General features: G+C 46.7%; 10 protein-coding genes. 2 read left to right on the top strand and 8 right to left on the bottom strand.

All coding sequences use genetic code 11. The features are described 5' to 3' along the window. Window positions 1–12: 12 nt before the first annotated feature. The 5 genes from ACTU7M_RS04615 to ACTU7M_RS04595 form a co-directional block, all read right to left on the bottom strand. Complete coding sequence (locus tag ACTU7M_RS04615; protein ID WP_443473207.1) at window positions 13–3,072, bottom strand: hypothetical protein; 3,060 nt, start codon at window positions 3,070–3,072, stop codon at window positions 13–15. Window positions 3,073–3,091: 19 nt separating this feature from the next. Then, window positions 3,092–3,976, bottom strand: a complete 885-nt coding sequence (locus ACTU7M_RS04610; RefSeq protein WP_443473206.1) for a carbohydrate ABC transporter permease — start codon at window positions 3,974–3,976, stop codon at window positions 3,092–3,094. Further along, window positions 3,973–4,881 carry a carbohydrate ABC transporter permease gene (locus ACTU7M_RS04605; RefSeq protein ID WP_443473205.1) on the bottom strand — a complete coding sequence of 303 codons (909 nt, stop codon included), beginning with the start codon at window positions 4,879–4,881 and terminating at the stop codon, window positions 3,973–3,975. Before ACTU7M_RS04605 ends, ACTU7M_RS04610 begins: the two co-directional genes overlap by 4 nt. Before the next feature lie 174 nt (window positions 4,882–5,055). Further along, window positions 5,056–6,375 carry an ABC transporter substrate-binding protein gene (locus ACTU7M_RS04600; RefSeq protein ID WP_443473204.1) on the bottom strand — a complete coding sequence of 440 codons (1,320 nt, stop codon included), beginning with the start codon at window positions 6,373–6,375 and terminating at the stop codon, window positions 5,056–5,058. Window positions 6,376–6,476: 101 nt separating this feature from the next. Next, window positions 6,477–7,490 carry a LacI family DNA-binding transcriptional regulator gene (locus ACTU7M_RS04595; RefSeq protein WP_443473203.1) on the bottom strand — a complete coding sequence of 338 codons (1,014 nt, stop codon included), beginning with the start codon at window positions 7,488–7,490 and terminating at the stop codon, window positions 6,477–6,479. A gap of 180 nt (window positions 7,491–7,670) precedes the next feature. Between ACTU7M_RS04595 and ACTU7M_RS04590 the strand changes: the two genes are divergently transcribed. Then, the gene (locus tag ACTU7M_RS04590) at window positions 7,671–8,282 is read left to right on the top strand and encodes a YesL family protein (protein ID WP_443473202.1); all 612 of its coding nucleotides are present in this window, start codon (window positions 7,671–7,673) and stop codon (window positions 8,280–8,282) included. Window positions 8,283–8,425: 143 nt separating this feature from the next. Here ACTU7M_RS04590 and ACTU7M_RS04585 read toward each other — a convergent pair whose 3' ends face one another. The 3 genes from ACTU7M_RS04585 to ACTU7M_RS04575 form a co-directional block, all read right to left on the bottom strand. Continuing rightward, the gene (locus ACTU7M_RS04585) at window positions 8,426–9,277 is read right to left on the bottom strand and encodes a carbohydrate ABC transporter permease (RefSeq protein WP_443473201.1); all 852 of its coding nucleotides are present in this window, start codon (window positions 9,275–9,277) and stop codon (window positions 8,426–8,428) included. Further along, window positions 9,270–10,142, bottom strand: coding sequence for a carbohydrate ABC transporter permease (locus ACTU7M_RS04580; protein WP_443473200.1), 873 nt, complete (start codon window positions 10,140–10,142; stop codon window positions 9,270–9,272). Before ACTU7M_RS04580 ends, ACTU7M_RS04585 begins: the two co-directional genes overlap by 8 nt. 65 nt (window positions 10,143–10,207) lie before the next feature. Further along, window positions 10,208–11,452, bottom strand: coding sequence for an ABC transporter substrate-binding protein (locus ACTU7M_RS04575; protein ID WP_443473199.1), 1,245 nt, complete (start codon window positions 11,450–11,452; stop codon window positions 10,208–10,210). Between the two features lie 203 nt (window positions 11,453–11,655). Between ACTU7M_RS04575 and ACTU7M_RS04570 the strand changes: the two genes are divergently transcribed. Continuing rightward, window positions 11,656–12,282, top strand: coding sequence for a DUF937 domain-containing protein (locus ACTU7M_RS04570; protein WP_443473198.1), 627 nt, complete (start codon window positions 11,656–11,658; stop codon window positions 12,280–12,282). The last annotated feature ends 164 nt before the right edge of the window (window positions 12,283–12,446 follow it).

Here is a 12,446-nt window from a genome sequence, read left to right as displayed (position 1 = left end):
CGTTCCTTCGTGTCAAGCAAGTGTCACGCGGATGCTCTTCACTTCTTTATTTCGAATTGCGCGTGCCCCTTGGTCGTCCACCCACTCGCCTTCAACCGCGATTTCGTGATCATCCAGGTAGGTGAGTGTGTATCGGACCGGTCTGACACCATCTTTTCCGTACGTATTTTGTTTGGTTTCATTGACATAGGTGACGTCGATGGCCCCGAATAATTTGAATTGGACCGTACCGTCTTCCTGGAATAATCCTTGATGCAGGACCGGTCGTAATTGGAACCCGAGCTGGTCGGTGTACGTGAATGGCGTCTCACCGATGAACATCCGGACCCACATCTCCAGAAATTCAACGGTCGACCCGCTCAAACGAGCCACAAAACCTTTGCCATGGATGCTCGGATCCGGATTGGCGGAGCTGGCGATAAAGGATGAGTTTTCCAAAATACTGCGGCCGTATACGGCTGGATCCAAATTCGGAATCAGCATCGTTTGGCTATCTTCATAGAATTCTTCATACAGGCCGCTCTTCAGAATTTCCAATAAATACTTATAGGACATGTGCAGGAACACCGATTCGTTTTCCAACCAGCCACGGGTGAAAAACTTCGCCCTACCCAGCTCGATTGGTTCGTCGGTCAGCGGTGTGCTGGTTTTGTACATGTTGAGTTTGCGGTCGAATATTTCCGACTTTCGCACGGCTTCATAGAGTTGGCGTGCTTCAACCGGATTGGCGGTCACTTTCATTTTTTTGACGATTCCCTCCAGGAACGGTGTCACCGCATGGGCTGAAAAATGGTCCGCTTCTTTATCAAAGTAAAAGTAAGTCGGCAGGAGCCCGTCGCCGTTGTAGGCTTCGACCGCTGTCACCGCTTCGTCCACCCGCTTGGTGATAGCGGCCAACAAAGGCTTGGCTGCCAGCGTTGACCATTCACCGGATAGTCCGTGATAAATATCGGCGCGGTAATTTTCCAATAATGTGGTGGTCCGGTCCCAAAAAGCTTGGTCGTCTGTAGTCATCGTTTCAAAATGCGCCTGGAGCTTGTCCAGGAGGCGAGTGGCCTCAATCGGCAGGGTCACCGGTCCATCCACCGCGTTAATGATGGTCATAAGGCGTTTCAGTTCATACAGTTCCGATGTGCTGGCGCCAAACAATCCCGGCAAGCCGTTCAGGGAATCGTTCCAACCGGGTTTGCCGGCTTCCATCGCAATCCCGTAACCGAATGGCGCGATAGTGGCGGCTTTCACTGCCGTCAACAACACGAGTTTGGCATACAGGGTGGTCGTCGGGGGTTGGTTATCTGGCGTCTGGACCCACTGGCTGGTTTCATTTTCCCCGTGGCGGACCGCATGGAACTGACGGAACCGCTCGCCGTGTTTGATATGCTTCTTCGCGCGCGGTTCTACGAACGCCTTGTTTTGATAGTATTTATAAGGTCGTTCGAAAAACAGTTCCTGTTTCTTGTCCGGGTAAAGGGACAGATAACTTTCGATCAGGTCGGTGTTATAAGTCCAGTGATCGATCCAAAACCCTTCGCCGTGGTCCGCTTCCAGGTTTTCGGTACTTTCGCTGAGAACGAAGGCCAGGTACGCTTCGAATGAAGAATTTAAGGTGATGTTGTTTTCTTTCAGGAAAGCCAGCAGTTCCCCCGGTTCAAACGGTTGCTGGAAGAAACGAACCAGTTTCTGGTTGTCAGCCGCTTGGGTCAGGAACAGGGTGCTGTCACCATTGAAGGTATAACGTACTTTCTTGATGACAAGCGGGTTGTAGCCGTCTAACTGAATCAGTTCCATGAAATGGTGCAGGTTGTCATCGCCTACTTCCGGCGTGAAGAAAACATCCATTCGGCGGTTCTGGTTAATGTCCCGGTAGTTCCCGTTCCCCTGGGAGTAATAGGTCGGGGAAGTAGAAAAGAAATTATAATCCCGCTCCAGGTCGCCGTGCTTGCGGGAATAGACGTAATAGGTTTTGTGTTTCCCGTCATGCGAATGGACGGTCGGGAAACCCCCACGCAGGCCGTTGTCCAAATAGGATTGGCGGGCGTAGCTGTCGAAACGGCTGTCGGCGGTCTTGGTTTGGATGGCTGCGGTCAATTCGGCCGTCAAGGTTTGGGCTGTCAAAGAACTGGCGTCGAGGAAAGCCGCATTGAAGTGTTGTTCCAAAAAGGATGCAATCGTTGCTTCGTCTTTCCCGTATCCCACCAAAGTCTGGAGCGTGATTGTTTGCCCCGAAGCCACTTCGTCACCCCACAGCGTAAAGCCACCAGAGCTTTTGTTGGTCGGAATTTGGGCTTCCAGCTTGATTTCGTTTACGTTGTGGTGCAGGAAATGTTGCGGCGTCCTTAAGGTTTGGTCGTGACCGAAAATCAGGTCGCGGTCATATATAATGGCTGCTTTTTCATCATCAATCAAGGACGCATAAAAGTTTCCACTGTGGATCTCCTTCACGTCCTCCGTGTCTTCAGTACTGCCGCGCAAATGGTAAAAGTTGAAGCGGTTGTCGACGGTTTTGACATCAAACCAACTCTTTAGGGTGTTACCGATTTCCTTGTAACCGGCATTGGTGATCCCAGCCGGCAGGATCGCCGCCAAGCCGTCCGCGAGTTCGAGCTGAATCGGTTCGGCGTTTGCGTTCGTCATCCGCACTTCCCGCACCAGCGCACCGATGGGAGCATTGGGCAGGATGTAATAGCGGACATGGACCGCCACCTTTTCTTCAGGGTTTTCGTAAGTCAGTTCAATATGATTCATGCCGATTTTCATCGTTTCGTTGCCGGCAGCATTTGGCACCCCGAAAGGTTCGAGATGCTTTGTGTTGCCGTTTCTCGTCACTTTCAGGAATGTACGGAAGCCTTGTAATGGCGTGAATTGATAGGCTTTGTCCGCCGGGAAAAATTCAGCGATTGCCCCATCCTTGTTCTCAATGCCGAAGCTGGCGATGGCCTGGCCACGGTTGACATAAAATGACCACAAGGGGATGCCCTTCAGACCGGCGATGCCCGGCAAGAAACTTGAAAAAGGTGACGCCGTTTGGTAGTTTGCAATGATGCATTCATTTTTTTCATTCAATTGATACAAAATTGTTCACCTACTTTAATTATTTCACTGCACCAGCAGAGATGCTGTTGATAATATTTTTCGAGAAGAACATGAAGGCCAACATGATTGGAACGACGGAAATGGCGATTCCCAGATACATGGCGCCCAGATTCATGGCTACCGGTGACCCATTCAAGGCCCCCATCATGACCGGCAACGTGAATTTGCTTGGTGTCCGTAGCATGATCAGTGGTGTCATATAGTTGTTCCATGTGCCGATAAATGTAAAGATGGCTTGCGTCGCGATAGCCGGTTTCAAAATCGGCAAGACTATTTTATGGAACATGTACAGTTCGGTTGCACCATCGATCCGGGCTGCTTCCAAAATGGAAACCTGCATGGAAGACACCAGGTATTGACGGAAGAAAAAGACCGTAAAAGGTGCCGCGATGGATGGGATGATCAAAGGCCAATAAGTATCAAGGATACCGAGAGTGCTGTTCAATTCATATTGCCCCAAGAGACCGAGCTGTCCAGGCACCATCATGATGACCAGGAAAGCCCCGAAAATAAGATTTTTTCCCTTGAATTCGTAAAAGGCCATGGCGAAGGCGGTCAAGGCGGAAAAGTATGCGTTCAAAACCGTCACGCATGTGGCCACGAAAAGGCTGTTCGCAAAGCCACGCCAAACATCCATGTAGCTAATCAAGACATTATAATTTTCGAGGAACGATTGGCCAGGAATCAAGGTAAAACCGCGTAGAATTTCCCCGTTGGAACGAGTGGCGTTCACGATCATCATCACAAAGGGGATGACCGAAACAACCGACAAAAGGATCAGGAAAATGTAAAGAATCACTTTTAGTACTTTTATCCGATTGTTGTATCTTTTGCCGATTTTTACCGCGACGGTCTGGCTGCTGATTGATTCGGTATTTCTCATTTTAATGCCCCTTTCTTGTTCGTGTTGCTATACATCGTCCGGAAGATGATGACCGAGAAAATAGCGGTGATCAAGAATAATCCGTAGGCGATGGCGGATGCATACCCGAAGTTATTGTATTTGAAGGCTTGATTGTATAAATAAAGGACCATTGTGTTCAATGAGCCGCGCGGTGCGCCCATGCCGTCTGTCAAGAGCATCGGCAAATCGAACATTTGCAAACCACCGATAAGGGATGTAATCATCACATAAAGCATGATTGGTTTCAGTTGCGGCAAGGTGATATAACGGAATCGTTGCCACCAATTGGCCCCGTCAATCAGTGCAGCCTCCAGGTAATCCGTGGAAATGCCCGCAATTCCTGCCAACAGAATGATGAAAGTTTGCCCGAACCACATCCACGTATTGATGCTGGCGACCGCTCCTCGTGCATAGGTGGTGTTGCTGAGCCAGTTGATGGGTTGCTTGAGGATACCAATGTCCAACAGCATCTGGTTGAGAGCGCCGTAGTTCCAGTCCAGTACCAAACTGAACAATAAGGCCACAGAGGCCACGGTAATGATGTTCGGCAGATAAAAAAGGGTCCGGAAAAAGCCGATACCTTTCATCTTTAACTGGATGTCACTGAAAATAAGGGCCAGACCCAAGGCGATAGCGATTTGAAAAATAAAGCCGCTGCCCCAAATAATCAAGGTGTTCAAGAGTGATTCGATGAAGTATTTGTCTTGCGCCAGACGCAAGTAGTTACCCACGCCAACGAATGTGGCATTGTCAATACCGCCCATGCCGGAGTAGCTCGTCAGACTAAAATAAAATGTCAGTAAGATTGGATAGATGTTGAACGTCAGGAACACAATGACGAACGGCGCAATGTAGAGGTACGCCCTATTTGAATTCTTTCCCATTTTTTATCCTCCTTGTAGCTTAAAGCGTGCTTGTTTGGACCCATAAAGTGAATGAGGGTCGAGTGCGAACTTCAAGACAGTTACTTCGTCTGTGGTTCGCACTTTCCCTCTTGTCATCCCAAATTACTAAAAAATCCGGGACTCTCGCTTGAGAATCCCAAATTGAATCGATTGTTATCTTTCGTCAGGCGTAATGATGTCTGGGAAAGCATTATTTACTTGATTGTAAAATTCTTGGATACCCTCTTCTTTGCTGATTTCACCTTCGACATAGGCACCTACTTGGGCACCAAACAAATCGTTCAGTTGTTGGTCATAAGGGGTCACAACGCTGGCATCAATTTTCTCTGCTTCACTCAAGAAGAATTCGTAATGGTTTTGTCCACCCAGGAACTCGTCGGACACGTCATCCTTGATGGCATCTGTGACTGGCTTGAAGCTGAGGACGTCACCGGTTTCTTCGGCCCATTCCGTCAAGAATTCTTCGTCATGCGTCATCATTTTCACGAATTCGAAAGCAAGATCTTTGTTTTCAGAGCCTTCATAAATCCCTAACCATGTACCACCTTCGAAGTATGGCGTTGGTCCGTTAGTGATAGCCCAGTCGCCGGAATTGGCATTGGCTTCTTGCTTGAATACGGCATCCAGTGCCCAAGTTGGCAAGGCCACTGCGAAGACTTCGATTTGACCGCTTGCATCCGGATTTTCTTCCAGTTCTTCCCAGCCCATGTTGTAAGTGATCGGTCCGTTGAAGGATTCATACCAAGATGGTGACCAAGCTGGTGCCAAAGCCGTATATTGTTCATCACGCATGGTCTTCGCGTAGTCAAAGTAAGAAAGGCGTTCGTCCGTCACGATCAGTTCGTTGTTTTCGTTGATCCATGGCTGCGGATCGCTACCGCCTGTCGCAAAACTGGTGAACTTGGAAATTGAGCCTTCATCAGGGAACAAAGCGTAGCCTGCTTCCTTCATTTTCGCACCCACTTCAACCAGTCCATCCATCGATGCCATCATCGCCCCGACTTCTTTCGGATCGTCCGTTCCCAGTACTTCTTTGGCGATGCTTCTGCGGTAGTAGATACCACCTGGGGTCGTCTGCCATGAAAGGGCACGAACATTGCCGTCTTCGTCTTTTCCTAGGTCGTAAACGTACTCGACATAATCATCTTCCCATTCACCGACGTTGAACGGATCTTCGGAAAGGTTGGTCCAGTAACCGGCATCCAGCCATTGTTGCATGTACACGATTTCACCCGTGAAAATGTCCGGTGCGCCATCGCCGCTCTCAAGAACCGGTTGCATCGTTTGACGGTAATCAGCTGTCGGGATGATTTGCAACTCAACAGTCACATCGTGCAATTCTTCAAAGCGATCAATCGGTCTTTGTAATTCATCGGTAAACGACGTGATTGTTAAATCCGCTTCTGGTTCCCCACAAGCTGCCAATGCCAAACTCAAACCCGCAACGCCTACAATACTTGCCCATTTTTTCATATTTGAATGCTCCTCTTTATTTTTATTAAGCGCTTGCATTTTATGTAAAGCGCTTTACTTTTCTAGTAAAAATGATGGTTATGCAAGCATAACCAAGAGTATTAAGCTAATTTAGGTGAAGCTGTGGTCGCCCGTTTAATCAAGCGGACCGGGATAACTTTCCGGACTGGCAGACGGTCGGGAGTCATGATACTGTCAATGACTATGACGCCGGCTTGCTGGCCGATTTTTTCTTTATCCTGTGCAACAGTTGTCAAAGCCGGCTCCATATACTTCGCAATTTCAATGTCGTCGAAGCCAACGACGGAAATATCGTCCGGCACTCGCAGACCGTATTCCTTGATAGCTTGGATTGCCCCGATTGCCATCTGATCCCCGGAAACGAAAACCGCTGTCGGTGGTTCCGGTAAACGTAAAAGTTCCATCATGGCTGAACGGCCTCCATCGGCTGAATAAAAACCGCCATTGACACTATAGGCTGGTGGAAGGTGCAAATGATTCTCTTTGACTGCCTCCATAAAACCACGCATCCGCTCCTGGCCGACAAAGCCACTGCTTTCACCGTGGATATGGGCAATTTTTTTGTGCCCCAACCCCACAAGGTGTGCCACTGCCATTTTCGCGCCTTGGTAGTTGTCGCTGAAGACCGAATTGAATTCATGCACATCCGTGTCGATAAAGATACATGGGATGCCCAGTTCCCTGTAGATTTGGAGATCCGAACGATCTGAATCAGTACTGAAGATGACGATACCGTCAACCCCTCTTCGGATCAACTGGTCGGTATAATTCTCTTCACCTTTGATGCTTCTGGAAACAAATAATAAGTCATAATTATAAATATCCACGAACTGACGGAATCCTTCAATAACGGGACCAAAAAACGGGTGGGCCATTCCGACGCCCAAATTTTCTGAGAACACCACTCCTATCATTTGTGATTTTTTTGTTGCGAGCGTACGTGCGGACGAGCTGGGAACATATCCCAAAGCCGTGATAGCCTGTTGGACTTTTTTTCTGGCCCGTTCACTCACATTGGTGCTGTTATTCAAGACCTTGGAAACGGTCGAAATCGAATAACCCGCCTCTTTTGCGACATCATAAATCGTAGCCATCTGGTTCCCCTCCCCGCTTTGTTATAATAGTGTGAAGCGCTTTACTAAGCTAAATATACTTATTTCCTCCGAAGATGTCAACACTTAATTTTTAAAAATATTGAATTGACAATATTGGAAACGTTTTATATTATATAAAGAAATAGCAGTCGTCACCAAAAAAGGGGTGTAAAGGGCTTTATGTATGAATCAGAAGAAACACTTAGCCACGGTTTGATGCGGACCATGCAGTGGTTTAGCTCGTTGGTTTATTTGAATATTTTATGGTTTGTTGGGGTGTTGGCTGGCGGTGTCCTCTTAGGCATTGGTCCTGCCACCCTCGCCTTATGTGCAGTGTTGCGTGCCTTGATTTGGGAAAGGAAAGACGTTGTCATCAATGAATTCTTTTATGAAGTTTACCGCCGGGTCTGGAATGAAAGCATCCGATTCATGATCCCATTGTATGCGGTGCTGGCTTTTTCCTGGGTTAATTACCGTGTCATAGCGACGTTTGCTCCAGTGGTGATGCCGGTTTTTGTGGTGTTGTGGGTCATTATTTTTTTGACTATCAGTTACTTCTTTATATTTTATGGAACCCTGGCAGGTTCACCTTGGCAGAAACTGAAGGATAGTCTGGTTTTGCCGTGGATGTTCCCGTTGCAATCGTTAGGGATGCTTGTCGGTGTTGGAGCGATTTGGCTGTTGAACTGGCGCTTTTCGGTGGTCGGCGTTCTGTTTTTGTTCAGCGCCCCTGTAGCCTTGTATTATTGTTTGTTGCGGAAAAAGTACTGGCGGCATTTCCGCGTGAAATGATGAAATAAAAATTGATTTTGAAGATTCTAGTTCCGACTTTTGGGTTGAAGTCGGAACTAGAATCTTTTTTTGAGGGTTTTTCTTCCGATTTATAAAAAAACTCAGCAGTAAATGTGCCTACTCACACATATACTGCCGAGTTCTTATCCTTTCAATCCGGTTGTGATATTTGCATCGGTAATGTACCGTTGGAATACAATAAACACGAGTAGCAACGGAATAATCGAGACGACGGATGCGGCGATAAGAATGGTCCAGTTGATATTCTCGGCGCCGACCAAACCTCTGAGGGCAACTTGCAACGTGTAATTTTTGGGATCGTTCAAAACAATCAATGGCCAAATATAGTCATTCCAACGCCATTGAAATGAAAAAATACTGAGCGTCAGGATGACAGGCTTGGCAATCGGAAACATGATGCGTGCGAAAATTTGCCCATCGGTCGCACCATCAATTCGTGCAGATTCAACGAGGTCGTCGGGCACGGATACGAAAAAGGTTCGGAACATAAAAATGCCGGTTGCGGTATTGATGGACGGAATGATGATGCCCGCCAGGCTATCGTACAGTCCGAGTTCACGGATAATAATGAACACTGGGTTCATGATAACTTCAGTTGGCAGCATCGTCGTTGCGATGATACAAATGAAAAAGAAATTAAGCCATTTTTGGTCGTATTTAGCAAAAGCGTAGCCACAGGTCGCACTGGCAAATACGGTCAAGATGGTAGTTACAACAGAAGAAATCATGGTGTTGCCAAAGTACCGAAAAAAATCCAGACTATTCCAGGCTGCATTATAGTTTTGGAGTGTCGGGTTTTCCGGCAAGATACTCAATGGATATGTGAATAATTCCGAGCCAGGTTTGAAGGAACTTAACACAAACCAGAGTAAGGGAAAACTATATAGCACAACAACAATCAGAAGTGCTGTTGTAAGCAAGATTGTCGCGGTCCTGTCGTGTAGCTTTGAAATATCGTAGGTTTTTTTAGTCACGTTTCTTCCCCCCTATTCGCATTTGCACGAGACCCAGCAATAGCAGGATGGCGAAGAGCACCATCGATGCGGCACTCGCATAGCCCACTCGTCTTTTTTCGAAACCAGTTTGGTAGATGTATTGCACGATAAAAACGTTCGACGTCCCTGGTCCACCACCAGTCAATGATTGGACGAGCGCGAATTCTTTCATGGACCCAATGGATCCCAACAAGATAACCATGAAGGAGGTCGGCTTGATGGACGGCAAGGTAATGTTCCAGAACTTTTGTCGACTATTTGCCCCATCCATGTCGGCTGCCTCATAGAGCGAGGCCGGAATATTTTTTAGCGCATTAGAAAATTGGAGCATGTTGAAGGCTGTCCCACCCCATAGAGCAGCCATGACGATTACTGAGAAGGCAGCATTTGCACTGGACGACCACGGAAGCGGTTCGCCACCAATGACGGAAATAACATAGTTGATAAATCCGAAATGTTCCCCAAAGAGCCATTTCCAAATGACCCCAGCAATGATTCCCGAGATGGTCCAGGGTAGGAAGATAACAATCCGTCCCAAGCCGCGTCCCTTGGCATATTTACTGTTGAGGAGCAAGGCGATGCTCAAGGAAACGACATAAATCAGTGGTACAAGCGTAATGGCATAGCGGAAGGTTCGCAAGAGCGCACGGTAGAAACTTGGGTCCTGGAATAATTCCGTATAATTTTCAAAGCCGATGAAGTTCGGCGTTGAGAAGCCTTTATAATCCGTTAGTGAATAATAAAACCCGAGAATTGCGGGTAGTAAAAAGAATAGGATAAATAAGATGATATTGGTACCGGTGAAGATGAGCGGCCATTTATTTCTTTTTAATTTTGTTAGCAATTCCCTTCCCTCCTTTATTTAAAAAAACGGATTAGATCCGGAAATCAGGATCTAATCCGGGGTGTTTATTTTTCTAAATACCCATTGTTATAATCTTCGATGGTATTCTCAATCACTGTGTCGATCTCAATCTCGTCATTCAAATATTGAACGACTGAATCACGGTAAGCACCGGTCAGTCCTGTATAACCACGCATCGTCCGGGACACGCCATCGGATGTTTGTTTACCGGAAACTTCATCGGCTGCTGTGATTTCGTTGATATAAATATCGTAAGCTTCTTGGCCACTATCATATTCAACGCTTACGCCCTCAAGTGCAGGTAAGTAACCCGCATAAGTCGCTAGTTGCGTGTAATTCTCTGGTTGGTAAAGCCACTCGATAAAGGCGCGGCCCCCTTCCGGGTTTGCCCCATTTTCAAAGCCAACCATGAAGTTACCGCCCATATTGGTTGCACGTACTTCTTCATAAGGCATATAAACAGCTTTCCATTCGAAATCGATATTTTCCGAGAAGTCTTTTATTTGCCAGCTACCAGACATGTAAGCTGGGATTTGGCCACTCTTGAACATTGCGGAAGCATCTTCACCAGCAGTCCAGACCGATTTCGGCATGATACCGTTGTTATTGAGTTCCTTGAAATATTCAATTGCTTCAATCGTTTCTTCGTCAGTCATGTAAGAAGTTTCATCTTCATTCAAGAAGAAATCTTTACCGCCAAATTGATAAGTAAATGCACGGAGACGGTGGTCTGAAGCATCCATCACAAGTCCGAAACGGGCGTCCGTTTTGTCCATGATTTCTTCTAGTCCGGCCACGAATTCATCCCAAGTCCAAATATCATCTTCGGAAGTCGGATAGGAAACACCGGCTTCGTCATAAAGTTCAGTATTGATGAACATACCCACCGCGGTGATATCGGTCGGGATCGCTTTGACAACGCCCTCTTCATTTTTTATGGTGATGGATTCAATCGTTTTCGCTGATTCTGCGACATCAGATAAGTCCATCAGGTAATCTGCCCAATCAGGTACGACACCTGATACACGCGCAACATCCGGCGCGTCATCGGATTGGACAGCAGTGGAAATTTTTGTTGTTAAATCGGCGTAAGGGACGTCGGTCACTTCAACGTGAACGCCGGTTTCTTCCTCGTACTTTTCTGCCATTTGCGCATAGGCGCTCCCTTCAGAAACGTCTCCGGAAACATATAAAGTGACGGTGTCGGAATCTCCGCCTGAATTACCACAGGCCGCTAAAGAAAGAAAACTACCTGCGATAAGCATTGGTAAAATAAACTTCTTATTCATTTATAATTCCTCCTTTTATATTGCCCTGTGTTAATCACTGGGCATTGTGTGTCCGCTTTCATTTTATCATGTGAATTTGAATTTGGGAAATATGAACAGTTTAATCAAAATTAGATAGACACTCTAGAGAAGGGCTTTTATTTGTATGTATTCGGTTTCTTTTATAAAATGAAAATATCTATTAAAGAAACGGGGTATTTAAAATGGGATTATTTGATAATGTAGGAAGTTTACTGGATTTATTTGTGGATAACGATCAGGCCGCTGAAAAGCAAACGTTGGCGAAACGTGCGGATGTCAGTGCGACTGACTTTGGCAAAGTAGCGGCTGTAGGTTTGCCGGCCATTTTACAAGCCCTGCAACGTAACGCGGCAGATGAAAAAGGCTTGGAATCGCTAAACGAGGCTTTGACGAAACACCAGGATGTCAAACAGTATCAATCAGTCAATCAAGTGGCAGAACAAGTGGATCCGGAAGACGGCGACAAGATTCTGGGCCATGTGTTCAACGACAAAGGTTCGATAATTGACCGGATTGCAAATTCCGTTGGGATGTCACCTGCTGCGGTCAAACGTGTATTGGTGTTGTTGGCACCGGTCGTATTGAAATATCTAGCAGACATGAAAAATGAAAAGCATCTTGATAAAGCGGGTGTACAGAAAGAAACGCAAGCAACTGCTAAAAAAGTGACGAAGTCCTTACAAGAAGATACCCGCAAGAAAGGCTTATTGGGTGAATTACTCGGCGGCTTAACAGGCGGAAATGATGCCAAGAAGGCCAAAGATAGTGATGATGGTATTTTGGATGATGTATTGAAAATGTTCTTTTAATTGAAATAGCCGAGAGTGGGAAAAAAGGCGTTTAGCCCCGGATCACTGGAGCGAATAAGCGGAAGATGGTCGCAGACTATCTGAGCATTATTATGGAGGCACTGTGGGCTGACGCCCAAGTGTATCATGTTTGTAAGCTGCTGAAGCAGCAACAACCATGACAA

The organism is Jeotgalibaca sp. A122 (assembly GCF_052266715.1).
Taxonomy (GTDB): Bacteria; Bacillota; Bacilli; order Lactobacillales; family Aerococcaceae; genus Jeotgalibaca.
Note: the sequence above shows the minus strand (reverse complement) of the source record. Positions and strands in the feature narration are given on the sequence as shown.